16 protein-coding genes and 1 pseudogene are annotated in these 16,256 nt (G+C 55.4%); 1 reads left to right on the plus strand and 16 read right to left on the minus strand.

Annotated elements, in window-relative coordinates; genetic code table 11:
- The 13 genes from QMG90_RS02725 to QMG90_RS02785 all read right to left on the minus strand — a co-directional run bounded on the left by QMG90_RS02725 (position 1) and on the right by QMG90_RS02785 (position 12,676).
- Entirely contained in the window at positions 1–1,164 is a 1,164-nt protein-coding gene (locus QMG90_RS02725) for an efflux RND transporter periplasmic adaptor subunit (RefSeq protein WP_283282609.1), read from the minus strand.
- A complete protein-coding gene (locus QMG90_RS02730) occupies positions 1,161–3,296 on the minus strand; it encodes a peptidase domain-containing ABC transporter (RefSeq protein WP_283282610.1) in 2,136 nt (711 codons plus the stop codon). Before QMG90_RS02730 ends, QMG90_RS02725 begins: the two co-directional genes overlap by 4 nt.
- A gap of 8 nt (positions 3,297–3,304) precedes the next feature.
- Positions 3,305–4,255: a lysophospholipid acyltransferase family protein gene (locus QMG90_RS02735; protein ID WP_283282611.1), complete on the minus strand. Its 951-nt coding sequence runs from the start codon at positions 4,253–4,255 to the stop codon at positions 3,305–3,307.
- A 5-nt stretch (positions 4,256–4,260) separates the two neighbouring features.
- On the minus strand, positions 4,261–4,932 hold the full coding sequence (locus QMG90_RS02740; protein WP_283282612.1) for a thiol:disulfide interchange protein DsbA/DsbL: 672 nt from the start codon (positions 4,930–4,932) through the stop codon (positions 4,261–4,263).
- Between the two features lie 62 nt (positions 4,933–4,994).
- Positions 4,995–5,198 carry a DUF4762 family protein gene (locus QMG90_RS02745; RefSeq protein ID WP_283282613.1) on the minus strand — a complete coding sequence of 68 codons (204 nt, stop codon included), beginning with the start codon at positions 5,196–5,198 and terminating at the stop codon, positions 4,995–4,997.
- Positions 5,199–5,280: 82 nt separating this feature from the next.
- Positions 5,281–5,811, minus strand: coding sequence for a helix-turn-helix domain-containing protein (locus QMG90_RS02750; protein ID WP_283282614.1), 531 nt, complete (start codon positions 5,809–5,811; stop codon positions 5,281–5,283).
- A 141-nt stretch (positions 5,812–5,952) separates the two neighbouring features.
- Entirely contained in the window at positions 5,953–6,501 is a 549-nt protein-coding gene (locus QMG90_RS02755; protein WP_283282615.1) for a fimbrial protein, read from the minus strand.
- Positions 6,502–6,510: 9 nt separating this feature from the next.
- On the minus strand, positions 6,511–7,542 hold the full coding sequence (locus tag QMG90_RS02760; protein ID WP_283282616.1) for a fimbrial protein: 1,032 nt from the start codon (positions 7,540–7,542) through the stop codon (positions 6,511–6,513).
- Entirely contained in the window at positions 7,542–8,165 is a 624-nt protein-coding gene (locus QMG90_RS02765) for a fimbrial protein (protein WP_283282617.1), read from the minus strand. Before QMG90_RS02765 ends, QMG90_RS02760 begins: the two co-directional genes overlap by 1 nt.
- Positions 8,166–8,183: 18 nt before the next feature.
- Entirely contained in the window at positions 8,184–8,927 is a 744-nt protein-coding gene (locus tag QMG90_RS02770; RefSeq protein ID WP_283282618.1) for a fimbrial biogenesis chaperone, read from the minus strand.
- A gap of 43 nt (positions 8,928–8,970) precedes the next feature.
- Entirely contained in the window at positions 8,971–11,448 is a 2,478-nt protein-coding gene (locus QMG90_RS02775; protein ID WP_283282619.1) for a fimbria/pilus outer membrane usher protein, read from the minus strand.
- Positions 11,449–11,517: 69 nt separating this feature from the next.
- Positions 11,518–12,069 (minus strand): fimbrial protein, encoded by a 552-nt coding sequence (locus QMG90_RS02780; protein WP_283282620.1) that lies wholly within the window; start codon positions 12,067–12,069, stop codon positions 11,518–11,520.
- 73 nt (positions 12,070–12,142) lie between these two features.
- The gene (locus tag QMG90_RS02785) at positions 12,143–12,676 is read right to left on the minus strand and encodes a fimbrial protein (protein ID WP_283282621.1); all 534 of its coding nucleotides are present in this window, start codon (positions 12,674–12,676) and stop codon (positions 12,143–12,145) included.
- Positions 12,677–13,101: 425 nt separating this feature from the next.
- Here QMG90_RS02785 and QMG90_RS02790 point away from each other — a divergent pair, with 425 nt between their 5' ends.
- On the plus strand, positions 13,102–14,223 hold the full coding sequence (locus QMG90_RS02790) for a ribosomal protein uL16 3-hydroxylase (RefSeq protein WP_283282622.1): 1,122 nt from the start codon (positions 13,102–13,104) through the stop codon (positions 14,221–14,223).
- Between the two features lie 42 nt (positions 14,224–14,265).
- Here the strand turns inward: QMG90_RS02790 and QMG90_RS02795 are convergent, their stop codons facing one another.
- The 3 genes and pseudogenes from QMG90_RS02795 to QMG90_RS02805 all read right to left on the minus strand — a co-directional run bounded on the left by QMG90_RS02795 (position 14,266) and on the right by QMG90_RS02805 (position 16,252).
- Entirely contained in the window at positions 14,266–14,652 is a 387-nt protein-coding gene (locus QMG90_RS02795; RefSeq protein WP_283282623.1) for a VOC family protein, read from the minus strand.
- A gap of 20 nt (positions 14,653–14,672) precedes the next feature.
- Positions 14,673–15,500 (minus strand): annotated as a pseudogene (locus tag QMG90_RS02800) (class I SAM-dependent methyltransferase); the annotation flags it as partial.
- Between the two features lie 41 nt (positions 15,501–15,541).
- The gene (locus QMG90_RS02805; protein WP_283282624.1) at positions 15,542–16,252 is read right to left on the minus strand and encodes an SAM-dependent methyltransferase; all 711 of its coding nucleotides are present in this window, start codon (positions 16,250–16,252) and stop codon (positions 15,542–15,544) included.
- Positions 16,253–16,256: the final 4 nt, after the last annotated feature.

The raw sequence follows: 16,256 nt of genomic DNA on the forward strand, positions 1-16,256 counted from the left end.
TTATCCCTGCACCGTGTCCTGCGCCACCACCACGCGATCGCCCATCTGCAACCCTTCCAGCACTTCTGCGTACTGGCGATCGTTAATCCCGATGCGAATGGTGCGCTGCCGGGTTTTGCCGTTCTCAACGGTGGTGACATGGTAGCTGTCGGTATCCAGCGCCTGACCCAGCGCCGCCACCGGAATACGCAGTACGCCTTTGGCCTCGGCAATCTGAATAAATACCTGCGCCGTCATGGCGGTTTTGAGTTCGCGTTCGGTATTCGGGATATCAAAGGTGCCGTTGTAGTACACGGCGGTGGCCTGCTGGTTATTACCGGTGCTGCCGGGCTGCTGCTCTTCCAGCGCCTCCTGCGGTGCGGGCTGTACAAACCCCATCGTGCTGGTGTAGTGCTTTTCGGGGTTGGCAATCACGTAAAAGCGCAGCGGCTGACCGGGGTGGATTTTTTGGATATCGGCTTCGGAGATCCGTGTCTGTACCAGCATGGTGTCCAGATCCGCCAGCACCAGAATGGTTGGCGCCATTTGCGATGACACAATCGTTTGCCCTTCATGGGTGACGATACCGAGCACTTCACCGTCAATCGGGGCGACGATGCGGGTATAGCCGAGATTGGCGTTGGCGGTTTTGACCGCCATCTCTGCCTGCACAATCTGCGAGTCGCTGACCTCAACCTGCTGGATCTGCGCGTCATAATCCGCACTTGCCTGCTCTAAATCGCTGCGCACGCCGGAGCCATCGCGCATCATCGCCTGCTGGCGCGCATACTCCAGACGATAACGCTTGAGCGCGGTCTCTTCGGCGCGTTTCTGCGCCCTGGCGCTCGCCAGTTGCGCCTCGGCGTTATTCAGTTCGGACTCCTGGATAGTCGGATCGATCTCCGCCAGCAGCTGGCCTTTTTTCACCTTGTCGCCGAGTCGCACATACAGCTTGCGCAGTTGTCCGTTCACCTGCGCCCCGACGTTCACCTGCACGGCGGGTTTGAGGATACCGGTCACCAGCACCACTTTTTCGATATCGCCTTTGTCGACTGTTTCAACGTGCAGGTTTTCCTGCGGCGACGGTGAGGTGAAGGAGGCAATCGACACACCGACCAACGCGACTGCCGCCACAATGCCAGCGCCTGCGAGTAACCAACGGGGTTTAAGACGCCATGGCTTCATGCGGTAAGTTCCTTCTTAAAGTCCAGGGGAGTTAAGGGGCTGTTCAGGCGGGTGAGTTGCCCCTCAGCCAGTTGGTAGATGCGCTGAAACCCGGCCAGCACCTGATCGCTGTGAGTCACGACAATCAACGATTTTCCGGTCTGACGACAATGGGCATGAATGGCGTCCATCACAATCGCCGCCGTGTCGTCGTCGAGGTTGGCGGTGGGTTCATCAAGCAGCAGCACCGGACGCGCACTGTACAGCGCCCGCGCCAGCAATAAGCGTTGACGCTGGCCGAGTGAGAGCGCGGCATGGCTTTCGCGGATCAACGCGTCGATACCGCCAGGCAACGCCTGTACCACATCGCCCAGCGCCAGCGACGCCAGCAGCGACTCAATCCGCTGGCGATCCCGTTCACGGTATTGCGCATCGAACAGGGTGATGTTTTCGCGAACCGAGGCGTTAAACAGAATATCTTCCTGGCTTTGCAGGCAGACGGTTTGCGCCAGTTGTTGACGGGGGATTGGTGTTTTCCCGGCGTAGCAGGTGCCGTGCTGGGGAGAGAACAGCCCGGCAATCAACCGCAGCAGCGTGCTCTTGCCTGCGCCAGATTCGCCGACAATGGCAATCTGATCGCCTGCCGGTAAAGAGAGCGAAATCGAATCCAGAATGGGTTTTTGCGGATCGTAGTAATAGCAAACGTCGTCAAAACACAGATCGGGTACGGTGGACACCGGTTCCGGCTGCAACGGGGCGCGGGTCTCCACGTGTTGCGGGAACAGGCTGTGCGCGCGGGTATCAATCACGTTTAACTGCGATTTCTGAATAATAGAGAAGAAGATCCGCGTAACGTAAGAAGTAAAAATCTGCCGCAGAAAGCTGTAGGCAAAGAAGTCGCCAAACGAGATGAGTTTGCCATGCACCATCGGTAGCACCAGCAGCATAAACACCACCATCTCCAGGCTGCCGGTCAGTTGATAAAGCCCTTCCTTCACCTGTTCGTAGACTTTTTGCTTCTGCAGGCAGGAGAACAGATCGCGGCTGAACCAGGCAAACTGCGCCTGACGGCGGTTTTCCAGCCCGGCGGTTTTGATGGTCAGAATGCCCTGCAACGTCTCCATAAAAAAGTCGTTGAGGGCTGCGCTTTTCAGTTGCAGTTGCTGGGTGTACCAGCGGTCGCGAAACACCGCCCAGACGCTGATAAGCCCCATGATGGTGACGCCAACGGCCGAAATCGCCGCCAGCACGGGCGCAATCCAGAACATGATGGCAAGCGCGATGGCGCAGATCACCCAGTCGGAACGCAGGCCGTTGTCCAGTTCAATTTTCTGCAGCAGCCCCACCTGCCAGGCGGTGAAGCGGCTGTAGATTTCCCCCGGCGCGCGCTTTTCAAAAAAGCGCAGCGGGTTGCTGAGCAGGCGGGAAAACCCGAGGCCGCTGTTGACCAGCACAAAGCGTTTGATAAACCGCTCGCTGATGACCCGCACGCCCAGCGCCATGAAGGTCGCGACAACAAACGCTACGATAAACCAGCCGTAGGGGAAGTCGCTGTTCTCCGTGCTGGAGAAGGCCTGGTTAATCGCGTTGCTCACCATGGTGGGCATCAGGAACAGGGTGAGCGACACCAGGAAGGTCAGCAGCATCAGGCGATAAATGCCCGGTACAACCGCGGTTTCCTTCAGGCTCATCGCCCGTGGCGCCGTTTTTGCGGTTGATGAGGGTGGCAGATCGGCAGGCGGAGGCAGGACGGTGTCGGGCTCGACAATCAACGCATAGCCGCTGATCTCCTGCTTCAGCGCGGCAAACGGTAGCCACTGTTCGCCCACAGCCGGGTTCATCACGCAGACGTGATTGCCTTTGCGCCAGCTGAGCAGCACATAATGGCTCGCGCCGTAGTGCAGAATGGCGGGCAGCGGCAACGTGCTCAGCTCATGGTGTTCAAACAGCACGGGCGTGGTGGCAATGCCCAGCCGCGCCAGAATGACCATCAGCGAATCCAGCGACGTGCCGTGATCGGAGGCCGGAAACATCTCGCGCAGAGTCTCCAGCGAGACGGTTTGCCCCTGGGTTTGCGCCAGCATCGCCACGCAGGCAAGGCCGCACTCATTGGTCTCTTCCTGATAAATCATGTCGGGGAGCGTGGTTTTCATGATGCGTTCTAATGATTAATGAAATAGAGAGAGTGGCTGTGCCAGAGCAGCCAGTCCTGCGGCGTTTCCCGCAACATCTGTTCGATAATGCCGGGCATCGCGCCGGCCACCGCTTTCGCGGCCACCGGCGGGTGAATGCGGATTTGCAGGCCACCGTCGTAACTGAGGTGATAAAACACCACCTGCGCTGAAATCACGCCGGAAAGCCGCACCACGCCATGGTGTAATTTCGCGGCGCGACCAAATAAACGGCACGGCAGTTTCGCTTCCAGCGCGCCTTCCGCCTGCAGGGTGTAGTCCGGGGAGATATCCGGGAAGATGATCATGTTCTGCTCGCCCGCGGCGACATCGGCAATCAGCGACATCAGATTGCTGGCGAGCGCCTTGTTGTCCTGATGAATGGAGCAATAGGCGAGCTGAATACCGCCGAGCGTGCGGGCATGCTGGTTATACAGTTCGGCGCTGGCAGAGACCACCACGCTCGCCTTGCCTGGCGTAACGCTGGCACCGACGATAGCCGCCAGCACATCCGATACCGCATGCAACGGCGCCAGAATGACCGGGATTTTCTGTTGATGCAGGGGCGCGACGACAGCGTCCAGTTGGTCTGTACACTGGCGGAGCTGGCGCCGCAGCGTCGGGTTTTGCCCCCAGGTCGCCGCCTCTTCCAGCAGGCGGCGGCGAACGGCAATCCACACCGCGTTAATTGGCGTTTTCTGACCGGTCAGACAGCGGAAATTCTCCGTCGCCACTGCGTTCTGCAAACGGAACGACCGACCGGCAAGGCCCAGCGCGCAAAGCCCCCGCGCCACACCCAGCACCACGATGATGGGCACGTAGCGTACGATCTTACGCAGCATGGCGAGTTCACCACGCGCGATGTCACCGCGCAGGTGGTGCAGCCATTGCAGGCTGTTTTTAACGCTGAAAACGCTCCAGAGAATAATAAACCTGACCACGGCGCTTATTTTTCCCCTTTCAGCAATTGCTGCATCCGTTGGGCAAATTCAGGGAAATCGCGATCCTGCGCCACGACATAGCGTTTGTTGATAATAAACATCGGCGTGGCGGTAATGGCGTAATGCCGGGTAATGTCCGCCATCTCAGCCAGTCGCGCTTTCACGGCCTCGCTCTGGCGGGTCGCCTGAAATTGTTTGACGTCGATATTATTTTTAACCAGCCACGTCAGCAGGGTGGGTTCATCGGCCAGATTCAGATTGCGCGTAATAATGGCGTTATAGGCGCTGTCGCGAACGTTTTCTTCAATGCCCATTGCTTCGAGAGTGGCGAATATCGGGGCGTAAACCGCGAGGCCATTGCTGTCGCTGGTAATATGAATCGTTTTAAATATGCTGCCCGCTGGCAACGTACGGGCAAATTCTGTCAGATTTTCTTCATTCGCCGCGCAATAATGGCAGCCGTAAGACATCACTTCGATAATACTGTTATCGTCTTTGATGGGGCTGTTTTTAATTTGTTCAGCACTGACTTCACGAAACGCCTGGGTCTGGGTTTCATCTGTCGCAAACGTATTAAACACAAAAAGGTGATAGCAGAGTACTGTCATCAGCGACGAGACAATAATGAGAAACAGGGAATAGCTAATAAAACCAGCACGCTTAAATTGAATAGCCATAGTTATCTCGCAACGGGAAAGAAAAATACCCGGAGGGCAGAGGCTCTCCGGGTAATCACTGATTAACGATAACGGTTCGGAATGCCGCCGCACTTGCTGGCGTCAGCATTCTGCATGGTGGTTGTGGTGCCGTGTTTATCTTTGCAGGTGGTGACCAGTTTACAGGAGGTCACGCCGCCTACGGTCACGTTCTGGTATACGCTTTCGCACGTTTTGCAGCAACCACCGACGATTCCCGCGGCTTCAAATGCAGTCAGTTTTTTCATTTAGTTTTCCTTATCCAGGTTGTGGTTTATAGGTAGTGCATTGCAACGAATTACCGGTGATGGACTGCACCGGTATAATTGCTCAGGGGATGATGCCTTTTATGGCAGCAAACAAATCGATATTGTTTCTTATATTCAGCCTTTTCATTAAGTGGCGTTTTATATAGCTCAGTCGGCGCACATCAACGTTCACCTCACCGGAAATTTGTGAGAGCGATTTCCCTTTGATAATTTCTTCCATCAGCCACCACTCATTTCCTGATATGGCATTCGTGGTTTGGTTACGCAGCCTGTTGCGCGTGTATTTTGTCAGAGAGTGGCTGAAGCAATTTCCATTGTGCCGTTTGTGTAATAAATCCTGAAAAAAGAGCCGGGCATATTCAACGCTCTCTTTTTTATGCAGCCAGTGCGCATTCGGTAGCAGTGAATAGAGCGTAATAAACAGCGGCATGTTGTGTTCACTCAATAAAATGATCAGCTTTTGGTTTTTATGCTGACAAAACATTCTCATTAAATGCAGCGCCTGAAACCGCTCGCGCGGCAGACTGTCCAGATCGCACAACAGCCATAGTTGACGTTCAATACGGCTGTTTTCCCGCATCAGCGCCACCATCTGCGAGTAATCATTGCTGGCGGCGCAGCCAGACAGGTTTTCCCTGGCGAACAAACGCAGGGTTAGCGTGACAATCCCCTGCGAAAAAAAGCAATTCTTATCGTAGATGAAACACTGATACGTCATGCCCCGGCTCCGCCGCTATTGATAGTTCAGTGTGTAATTCGCCGTAGCGGTAAACGGCCCGGTGGCGATTGTCCCGTTCGATAACGCATCGGGTTCCGCTTCCACAAAAGCCTGAAAATCGAGCTGCATCACGGTATCAGTAATCGCCGTCGGGCTGGTGGCGATCCCTAAGCGCACCGGCGTGTCGTCCGCCTCCAGCAAACCAATACCAACGCCGCTGGCGTTGTCTGGTGCCGTGGGCTGGATCGCCAGCCGATCCGCCATCACCGTATTGGTGATGCCGTTAAACGTCACGGTGACCGAGTCGAAGGTCATCGGGTTACAGTCCTGCAATTTAATGGAGAACGGGACAGGCGTTGTTTTCCCGGTGCCATACAGTGATTTAATCGAGATCTTGCCGAAATCCACCGGCACACGCTCAGACTCTGGCGCAATACTGCACGGATAGGCGATTACCAGCCCCTTAAAACTGAGATCGCCGCCAATCAGTTCTCCCTGCGCCAGTACCGGTGCCGGAAGCAATGCGGCCACCAGCAGGGCTGCGAGGGTCATCAGTCGGTTCATATTCCCTCCTTACTGGAATTCAGCCACGATCGTTGCGGAGGCACGGAATTCACCTTCCGGGATCACGGATGTTGCGCTTCTGGCGATCGGTGCCGCGGTGAGGTTCCAGTCACCTTCGTTATTGGCAAAGCCCGGCACGTTATAAAACGTGTTCGGCGAAACAGGCGTGCCCTGGCGATCTTTTAAGGCGATGCCCAGGTCCGAACGATCCACGGTACCAGTGGTGCTCAGGTATTTGCCGTCGACAAACGCCGGGTTAGGCTGCTGGATGCCGAGTTTGATGTTCAGCGCGCCCTGCGAGAAACTCCCGCCCTCGCATTTCACGTGAATAGGGACGTTCTGGCTGTAACGGGTGCCATCCAGCAGGTTTCCCGAGCCGGGAATGGTGCCGAAATCCACCACGATGGGCGAGCCCTGGTTGACAGTGCATTTATCCGGCACCGTCAGCACGCCAGAGGCGATAGTGATCCGCGACAGCGCGGTTTGCCCCATCGGTCCTGGCCCCAGGCGACCAAACAGTCTGGCAATTTCAGAACCTTGTAAATTCAGGCCGTTGATAATCGGTTTGGTGATCATAAAAGTCACACGGCCCCGGGCGCCGGACGCAAATTCGTTCACCAGGACCGTACTGGGTACGTTGCAGTAGTTCTGGTTGACGTTGTTAGAGACGTTTTCGAACGGAACGGTGACGTACTGTTGCAGGTTGCCGCCGATATATATCTCAATTTTGACGTCCATATAGTCATTAAGCTTGAGATAACCCGGCGTCGAGCCAGACTGGTTTAACGTCGCCTGCGACATAAAATAGACCGGCTGGTCAACCATCGACTGTGAGCAATAGGCGCGCCCCTGAAACATCCCGGCCAGATCGAATTCATCGACGACGGTCGACCCGGCCTGGTTGTTGGTAATGTCCTGATTATCAATGCTAATGAAATAATCATAAGTCCCGTTCACCGGGACGATTTCACCGTCCACGGCCAGACAAGCGGTGGACGGGAAGAGTAATGCGCAAAGCAGCAGCTTCACTGAAGGTCTCATTACAGGTACTCCATCTTCAGGCGAACCAGACCGCTAAACTCACCAGCAAGAACGTTTGTCCCGGTGGATTCCAGCGCTGCGAGGAAATTCAGCTCGCTGTCGCCAGGATTCACCAGATACGGTGCGTTTGTCTGATTCACTTCCAGCGCGTTGCCTTTCATGTCCATCAGGCGCACGCCCGCGCCCAGGGTTGTCCCCGTGGTGCGGATCAACTGGCGGTTGTTGATATCGGATTCGCCAATAAAGGTCACCTGAACCGCCTGCTCGCTGGTGCTGTAAGCCCGCCAGTCGTCGCCAGTGCTTTTCGGGGCGAGGCTGCTGCGCGCCTGGCTGGCGCCTTTCAGACAATCTTTCAGATATAACGTGAAGCGCACAGGCTGGCTGCGATCGCCTGCCTGATGGAACTGCCGGGCGCTGATCTCACCCAGCTCAATATCCTGAATGCGGCTTTTCGTCGTCAGTACACAGGTCGAGGCATGCACAGAACCATGAAACCGGACAATGCCGCTCTCTTCGCCGACACGATCCTGAGTAGTGGGCGAGGGCAGCAACGGCGAGTCGGCACAGGTCTGAAACGTCACGCCCACTGCCAGCAGGGCGAGTAAGGGAAGTTTATTTGGCATCGTCAGGTTCCTTCTTAATTAACCCTGCTGTGCAGGCGGCAGCGCTTTACAGGTATTGCCATCGCAGCGGTATTTCAGTTCCGGGTGACCGCCGTAGTCGTTCACATACATCATCGAAAAATCGCTGACGCCCGCCTCGGTAATCGCGAACTGCTGGCTGGATTTCGGCGCGATCATGATCCCCGGGAAACGGGTGATTTTGCCTCCCGACGCTTTCGACAAGCCAATAATGGTGACGTAATACGGCGTCGGATTCTGGGCGGTCATCTGACTGCCGTTTTTGTGGAAAATCACCTGGTCCTGCCAGACATCGCTTTTGTTCTTCGGGATCACCGCTGCGGGCCGGTAAAACAGCTTGATGCGTGACTGCATCGCCAGTTGCAGCGTGTTGGGTTTATCCGGCTTGGGCGGGATCTCCCTGACGTTGAGATAGAACAGGCTCTCTCTGTCTTTCGGCAGACTCTCGATGCCCGCGGTTTTGGTGACGCGGGCAATCCCTTTCTGCCCACCGTTAATCCGCTGTAGCGGCGGTAACACGATCAGCGGCCCGGTGATCTTTTTGCCATGCTCGTCTTCCACCCATGACTGCGCGAGGAAGGGAATATCCGGGCTGGTATTAGAGAGATTCGCGCTCGACGACGCCTCTTTTTCCGTAATAATGACGCGGGTGCGATCGAGGGAGACCCCCGCCTGAGCGTCGATGCCGATCGCACCCAGTACGAGAGCGGCAATCCAGCGTCTGTGATGTCTTTTATTGCTCATTTTTTGCCTTTTATTACAGTAAGATAACTCGTTATATTGCGACTTAGCGGCGGCATGGCAGCAGCGTATCGGCCTGCTGTCCGGTGATGCCAGGCGGTATCGTGACCTGACACTGTTTCTTGCCGCCCCACATCACGTTCAGCGTTTCGTCAGGATTCACCCCGGCAAGCCAGGCCTGTCCGTTTTCCATCACCATCGCCACGCTGACGCCATCGCCGTTATACACTTCCGCGCCGAAGGGCGGTTCGCTGCCGTCTGCAAGGCGCAGGGTGCCCATCATCTTTATCCCTTTCGCCATGCCGAACGCCTGGTAACCGATGGCGCCTTCGGTGAGCGTCGTGGTGCTGATGGCTTTCGACGGTTCGATATCGCCGTCCATCGCGTCAACATCCACGCGGGTGTCAAAGCTGTTGTAACTCACCACATCCGGTACCACGGCAATCCCGGCGCTGTTGGTGCGTGAACGCTCGCCATTGAGCGGTACGCCGCCGATGCCATTGGTATCCACCATCACGCGGGCGGTGTTCATGGTGGCGCCGCTGTTGTGCAGCGCGGCGCCATGGCGCGTAGCGGTAAAGCCGCCGCGCAGGGTAGTGCCTATCGCCATGTACTCATTTTGCTGATAGCTGGCGTTGGTATTGATTTCAGCCAGTTGCGAACGATGCTGGTAATAGCCATCGGCGCTCGCGTTGCCGCTCTGGCTCGCCCCGGCGCGAATACGCCACAGGTTGTTGTAATCGCTGTTGTCGGTATAAGACGCCATCGGGCTGGTCTTGCCGTTGTTGGTCTGAATATCGAGACCCGCCCATTTGTTATCGCCAATCGGCACCGACACCGAGAAGGCGATGGAGTCATCTCTGCGCCCCTTGTACTCGGTGCGATACGCGGAAAGGTTGGCGGAAATGCCGCTGATTTCGCCGATGCGGAAGGAACGCCCGACCGCGAAACCGTAACGATCCTGACTGCGCCTGTCCCAGTAGTTCTGATGCGTATAGGTGATAAACACGGTCGTCGCTTTACCCGGCTCGTCAGCCCAGAAGGTTTTGTTACCAGTGATGGTATAGAGCTCTTTTTCACGCCCCAGATGGTCATAGCCCTGATAACGCTCATCAAGGTATTGCGCCATGGTACGGAAATCTTCCTGCGAGAAGCGGTAACCGGCGAAGGTGATCGCGCTGTTGTACTCTTCAAACGTTTTCGCGTAGCTCAGTTTGTACGAAGTCCCTTTCAGACGTCTGCCGTCGGGCCTGCGGCTCCAGGATTCGGTGGCATCGATGGAGAGTGCACCGAGAATGCTGAGGTCACGACCAATACCGAGTGAGGTTGCGGTGTACTCTCTACCGGAGGATTGCAAGCCGCCATACAGCGACCAGGCATTGCTGATCCCCCAGGAAAAATCACCGGAGAGGAATGCCGGCCCCTGGATTTTATGGTTGTAACGAGATGGCGCACCGCCGGAAACGTTGTAGCGCACGTAGCCAGGACGTGTGAGATATGGAATGTTGGCGGTGTTCACCTGGAAGGTGGAGACCGAGCCATCCTGCTCTTCTACGCGGACATCCAGCACGCCACGCACTGAGCTGCGTAAATCCTGAATGTTAAACGGGCCTGCCGGCACAGTGGTTCCATAAATCACCCGTCCGCTCTGGCTGACAGTCACTTTGGCGTTGCTGCGCGCGAGACCGTGAATTTCAGGCGCGTAACCTTGCAGCGCCGGTGGCAACATGCGCTCGTCGCTGGCGAGGTTCACCCCGGTAAAGCGCAGCGTGTCGAACACCTGTGAGTTGAGGTAGATCTCACCCAGCGTCAGTTTGGCGGCCATCATCGGCAGCGGACGATAGGCGTAGAGCTGATTCCAGTCGAAATCGAACTGATGGTTGTCGCTGTAGTAGCTGGTCTGGTACTCGCCACGGAAACGCCAGGCGCCGATATTCATGCCTGCCTGACCATAGCCTGACAGCGAACTGTAGTTGTCGCTGTGATCAAATTGTCGGGTTAACTGCCCGTTCAGGCTGTAGTCAAAAATGAAACCGGCAATCCCCTGATCCCAGCGCTCGGGCGGCGTCCAGTCCGGGTCGTTATATTTCATCCATGCCTGCGGAACGGTGATTTCAAGCACACCGGCATAGTTGCTTACGGTGGCGCCCGGCAGGCTTTGCAGGGTGTAGCAGTTTTCAAAGCGTTGCTCGACTTTCAGTCGCGCTTCTTCTTTTAACGCCAGTTTGCTCAGCAGATCACCGGTGATACACGGCATCGTGCTCTTGCCTTCAGGCGCGTCGATGTAACGAATTTTCTCCTGACCCACCGGCTGGCCGTTAATACGGATATCCAGCAGGTAATCGCCAGGCGTAACATAGTTATCCGTTGAAAAACGGGACAAATCGATACGAGAACGGTCCGCCGCATCCAGTACGTCGGTATTAAATTCAACGCTCTCATCTGCATATGCAGTTGTGGCATAACAGAGACTCATTACCTGTAAGGCAATTATCGTTATTTTTGTTTTTAATGTAACCGACATGATTTTTCGTCCCAAAAAAATCTGTTGAAAAAATACTGCGTCCCATCCTGGAATTATTAATTTTATTTATTAGTTGTAATCCATAAAAACCTGGGCAACAGCATAGAACTCGCCAGCTTTAATATTTTGCTGCTGGACCGGAACCAGTGATGCAGTAAATTGCAATGTATTATCATCGTCACTGAGTTCATATCCCATTGAGGGTTTACCGATCGTTAATATTTCGCTGTGTCGGCCATGCAGACGAATACCAAAACCATCTGCTTCGCCGGTAATTAATAGCGTGGTGGGATCGGAGGTCAGGGCTTCACCCATGAATGTCACGGTGGCATAGGGAAAAAGCGTGCTGCCATTTTCTCTTTTCACTACCCTGCAACCCGCAAGCTGGACAAGAAAAGGACGCGTGATACTCACTTCTTTACTCTGGCTGATATGACCGGCGGAGATCTCGCCGAATTCCACCAGAACGTCACGATTCGAGGGGGCAAATGCGCAGGCCGCTTCGATGATCTCACCGCTCATCGCTAATGAACCCGGCGTCACGGTTGCGGCGGGAGCCGGAAGCGAACCCAGCAGCGCACATGATAGAACGGGCAAAAAGAGTGCCTTACTTATCGTCATTCTGTCCCTCCCTGACGCGGTCATCCTGTTTGATGAGTGCGGGAAAACTCCCGCACTCCGGCTTTCTGAAGGATTACTGATAATCGATCTGGAAGTTGATGGTTGACTGGAACGTACCCGCCATTACCGTTGCTGACGCGCTTTCCGCTTTCACGTAAGCCACGAATGGAATGACGTTGGAACCATCAACCAACTGTACAGCAGTTGTCGGCTGGCCCCAGACGACATCCTGGCTGGCGCTGTCACGCAGACCAATCCCGGCGCCAGACGCGGTGCCAGAAGTGAAGGCTGCCAGTGTGCCATCAGTCGGGTTGAGGCTGGTTGGGGTGTAAGAAACAACCGCGCTATCTGCCACAGTGGTGTCACAGTGTTGCAGTTCGATGTTTTGATGAACGTTGCCAGCACGCGCGCCATTCGCCAGAGCAGAAACAGGGATCTGGCCGAAATCAACAGTGACCGGGCTTGAGTTTGGCGCCAGACCACAGGCGGTATTAACCAGTTCACCCTGGAATTCAATCATGCCGTTCGTTGTATCAGCCGCGAAAACTGACACAGAACCCAGAGCAGCAGAGAATGCAACAGCCATAGCGACTTTATTCATATTCATAACAATATCCTGTTTGTATAAATTACCTGAAAAATAAAGAGTCATAACCACGCGAGCAATAATTTGCTCTGTTGTTAAAAACTCCTGGTTTGTTCCAGCAAAGTTCATATTAATAATTAAATAAGTGAACCATTCACTGTTTAATTATTGATCCTCCGTTGAACCGATTCGGATGCTAGCAAATCAAAAATTACCTTCAAAGCACTACATTCTATGTGGAGATATATACGCATTTATAACTCGCAGATAATTTATGATGAGATTTATATCTCGCGAACCTGTGCGATTAATCTTAAAGATATTGTCATGGTAGATATTTGGCGAAAAACATCGCGGGCAGGTAAACCGTTCCTTGACCAATGACAAAGCGGCATCGCGGCGAGTCTCTCTATAATCCTCCGTCTTCTTCTTACGGGTACCCACCGATGACGTATCAACTGAATCTGAACTGGCCGGAATTTTTAGAGAAATACTGGCAAAAACAACCTGTTGTGCTGAAAAAAGCCTTTCCGGGTTTTGTCGATCCGATCACGCCAGATGAGCTGGCTGGTCTGGCGATGGAGCCGGAAGTCGACAGCCGTCTGGTCAGTCACTTCGACGGTAAATGGCAGGCCAGTAACGGTCCTTTTGAACATTTTGACGGCCTGGGGGAAACCGGCTGGTCGCTGCTGGCACAAGCCGTAAACCACTGGCATGCGCCGTCTGCCGAACTGGTGCGCCCGTTCCGCGTGCTGCCGGACTGGCGGCTGGATGATCTGATGATCTCCTTCTCTGTACCGGGTGGTGGCGTCGGGCCGCACATCGATCAGTACGATGTTTTCATCATTCAGGGAATGGGTAGTCGTCGCTGGCGCGTGGGGGACAAACTGCCGATGCGTCAGTTCTGCCCGCATCCGGCTCTGCTGCATGTTGATCCGTTCACGCCGATCATCGATGAAGATCTCGAACCGGGCGATATCCTCTATATTCCGCCAGGCTTCCCGCACGATGGCTTCACCCATGAAACCGCGATGAACTATTCGGTGGGTTTTCGTGGGCCGAATGGCCGTGATCTGATCAGCAGCTTTGCCGATTACGCGCTGGAAAACGATCTCGGCGGCGAGCACTACTGTGATCCTGATTTAACCTGCCGCGAGCATCCGGGCCGGGTGGAAGAGTACGAACTTGACCGCCTGCGCGACATGATGATCGACATGATCAACCAGCGTGAAGATTTCACCCAGTGGTTTGGCCGCTTTGCCACCACGCCGCGTCACGAGCTGGATATCGCACCGGCGGAACCGCCGTATGCGCCGGAGGAGATCTACGACGCGCTGATGGGCGGAGAAACGCTGGCCCGCCTGAGCGGGCTGCGGGTGCTGAACATCGGCGACAGTTTCTTCATCAACAGCGAACGGCTGAACACCGTTGATGCCGCCGCGGCTGATGCGCTGTGCCGTTACACCACCTTAAGCCAGAACGAACTGGGCGATGCGCTGCAAAACCCGGCGTTCGTGGTCGAACTGACCGAACTGGTGAATCAGGGTTACTGGTTCTTCAACGAATAAGTTTCACCGCAGCACGGCGCCTGAAAACGCCGTGCCTGTCAGTTATTCCCCAACAATTTCAATCAGATTACCGTCCGGATCGGTCAGCACGGCTTCGTAATAGCCGTCGCCGGTCACCCGCGGCGGGCTTTTCAGAATACCCTGCTGACGCGCGCGATCGGCTAGCGCATCCACACTGGCTTTACTGCCCACGTTCAACGCGACGTGCGCCCAACCGGTGATTGTTTTATTGTCCGGGGCATCGGTCAGCGCTGGTAGCGTCATCAGCTCAATGGTCGGGCCTTCGTCGAGGGTGATGAAATACGATTCAAAACCCGGATTGTTGCGGCTCTGGTATTTTGCATTCGCCGTACCGCCAAAAAAGGTTTGCCAGAATGCGGCCTGCGCGTCGAGATTGCGGGTCCAGAGCGCAACGTGGGCAATTTTCATCTTTTGTCTCCTGTCATCACCGCCATAAGGGCGAACAATTTATCCTCAAAGGTATCACTGACCGGCCATTCATCGCCTGCGATTTTACTGATATCGCTGAAGCCGCATTCCGCCAGCAACTGCTGATACTGCTCGTCATGCCATGCTCTCGTCTGGCTACTGAATCGTGTGACAACGCCATTATCCTCAAGCACCCAGAAAAGCGTGGTGCTGGTCTGCGCGGCCTCATCCCACTGGTTTTCTGTGAGCAACACATGCGGACGATCCACAAACAGCCCCTCCGGGCACGGCTGCCAGCTCCGCTCCGCCTCTCCCTGGCGTTTCACTTCCGCAAACGAATGGACTTCAAGCAACAGTTTTCCGCCGGGTTTGAGCCATGACGCGCAACGGCGGAGCAGGGCGCGGGTGTCTTCTGCGCTGAACACGTTGATTTCGCCAAAGGTCATCATGATCAGATCGAACGCCTGTGCCGGGGTAAAGTGCCGGACATCCTGCTGATGATAATCGATGGCGAGACCGTGCTGATGGGCCTGTTGCCGCGCCCAGTGGATCGCCGCTGGCGAAAAATCGACGCCAGAGCAGACGTAGCCCCGCTGCGCCAGACGTTGGGTATACAAACCGGGGCCGCAACCGAGATCCAGAATCTGACCACCGTCCGCAAGCTGGCGGGCAACCCACGCGACCTGCTGCTCAATCACCGGCAACTTACGGCTTGCCCAGTCGTGATCCTGCGACAGATGGTTATCCAGCATACGCTGGCTGAAGGCGGCATCATCCCACGGGATTTTGCCCTCGCCGGGAGTGAGTGGTGTGGGACGCCGGGTAAAAATGATATCGCTGATATCCATATATTCTCCCTGAAAACCCCGCCTCCCGGCGGGGTACTGATTTACTTGTCGATCCATCCGGTCATGCGGGTGAAGTTAAAATAACGCCCTGCTTCTGCGGCTATCATCGCCCGATCGCGGATGGCGTAGGGATGATGGCAACCGAGCCATGATTGCCAGGCCGCGTCGGTCACCTCGCTCTCAGCGCAGAGATCCATCCTGAGAAAGGCGCTCTGCTGCCACAACTGCCGCCACCAGTCGACGGTGAAGAAGTTCATGCCCGACTGCCAGTACGGCGCCATCTCAGGTGGAATGCCATCGTTAAAGGGCATTTTTAAACCGGGAACGACCACCGCCACGCGCGCGCCGGGTTTGAGAAACGGCACAAGATGAGTATCAAAAAACGACGAGCTGGCACCGAAATAGTGCCAGGCGTCGATGCTCATCAGCGCGTCAAAGTGATCTTCCGGGAAAGGTCGATCGCGGGGCAGATCGTTGATGTCCTGATGCAACGCCGTGATCTGCTGCTCAAGCCCAAACTGTGTGAAACGCTGTCGGTTGTCTTCGGCGGCGATCCACAAATCCATCGCCACGATCTCAACACCATAGCGGCGGGCCAGGTGAATCGACGTCAGGCCGGTACCGCAAGCGAGGTCAAGCACCCGCATGCCGGGTTTCAGGTTAAGCGAATCGGCCACTTCGTCAGCCAGCATCAGGGCGTTCGGCCCCATCATATTGTCGTTAAGAAATTCCTGAGAAATCATCATGTTCATTTCA

The sequence above is a fragment of the Trabulsiella odontotermitis genome (genome assembly GCF_030053895.1).
GTDB lineage: Bacteria > Pseudomonadota > Gammaproteobacteria > Enterobacterales > Enterobacteriaceae > Trabulsiella > Trabulsiella odontotermitis_C.

What these genes read in the sequence shown, in the direction of transcription:
- QMG90_RS02725 (WP_283282609.1), bottom strand. Translation starts at nt 1,164, where the DNA reads ATGAAGCCATGGCGTCTTAAACCCCGTTGGTTACTCGCAGGCGCTGGC.
- QMG90_RS02730 (WP_283282610.1), bottom strand. Translation starts at nt 3,296, where the DNA reads ATGAAAACCACGCTCCCCGACATGATTTATCAGGAAGAGACCAATGAG.
- QMG90_RS02740 (WP_283282612.1), bottom strand. Translation starts at nt 4,932, where the DNA reads ATGGCTATTCAATTTAAGCGTGCTGGTTTTATTAGCTATTCCCTGTTT.
- QMG90_RS02745 (WP_283282613.1), bottom strand. Translation starts at nt 5,198, where the DNA reads ATGAAAAAACTGACTGCATTTGAAGCCGCGGGAATCGTCGGTGGTTGC.
- QMG90_RS02750 (WP_283282614.1), bottom strand. Translation starts at nt 5,811, where the DNA reads ATGGTGGCGCTGATGCGGGAAAACAGCCGTATTGAACGTCAACTATGG.
- QMG90_RS02755 (WP_283282615.1), bottom strand. Translation starts at nt 6,501, where the DNA reads ATGAACCGACTGATGACCCTCGCAGCCCTGCTGGTGGCCGCATTGCTT.
- QMG90_RS02760 (WP_283282616.1), bottom strand. Translation starts at nt 7,542, where the DNA reads ATGAGACCTTCAGTGAAGCTGCTGCTTTGCGCATTACTCTTCCCGTCC.
- QMG90_RS02765 (WP_283282617.1), bottom strand. Translation starts at nt 8,165, where the DNA reads ATGCCAAATAAACTTCCCTTACTCGCCCTGCTGGCAGTGGGCGTGACG.
- QMG90_RS02770 (WP_283282618.1), bottom strand. Translation starts at nt 8,927, where the DNA reads ATGAGCAATAAAAGACATCACAGACGCTGGATTGCCGCTCTCGTACTG.
- QMG90_RS02775 (WP_283282619.1), bottom strand. Translation starts at nt 11,448, where the DNA reads ATGTCGGTTACATTAAAAACAAAAATAACGATAATTGCCTTACAGGTA.
- QMG90_RS02780 (WP_283282620.1), bottom strand. Translation starts at nt 12,069, where the DNA reads ATGACGATAAGTAAGGCACTCTTTTTGCCCGTTCTATCATGTGCGCTG.
- QMG90_RS02785 (WP_283282621.1), bottom strand. Translation starts at nt 12,676, where the DNA reads ATGAATATGAATAAAGTCGCTATGGCTGTTGCATTCTCTGCTGCTCTG.
- QMG90_RS02790 (WP_283282622.1), top strand. Translation starts at nt 13,102, where the DNA reads ATGACGTATCAACTGAATCTGAACTGGCCGGAATTTTTAGAGAAATAC.
- QMG90_RS02795 (WP_283282623.1), bottom strand. Translation starts at nt 14,652, where the DNA reads ATGAAAATTGCCCACGTTGCGCTCTGGACCCGCAATCTCGACGCGCAG.
- QMG90_RS02805 (WP_283282624.1), bottom strand. Translation starts at nt 16,252, where the DNA reads ATGAACATGATGATTTCTCAGGAATTTCTTAACGACAATATGATGGGG.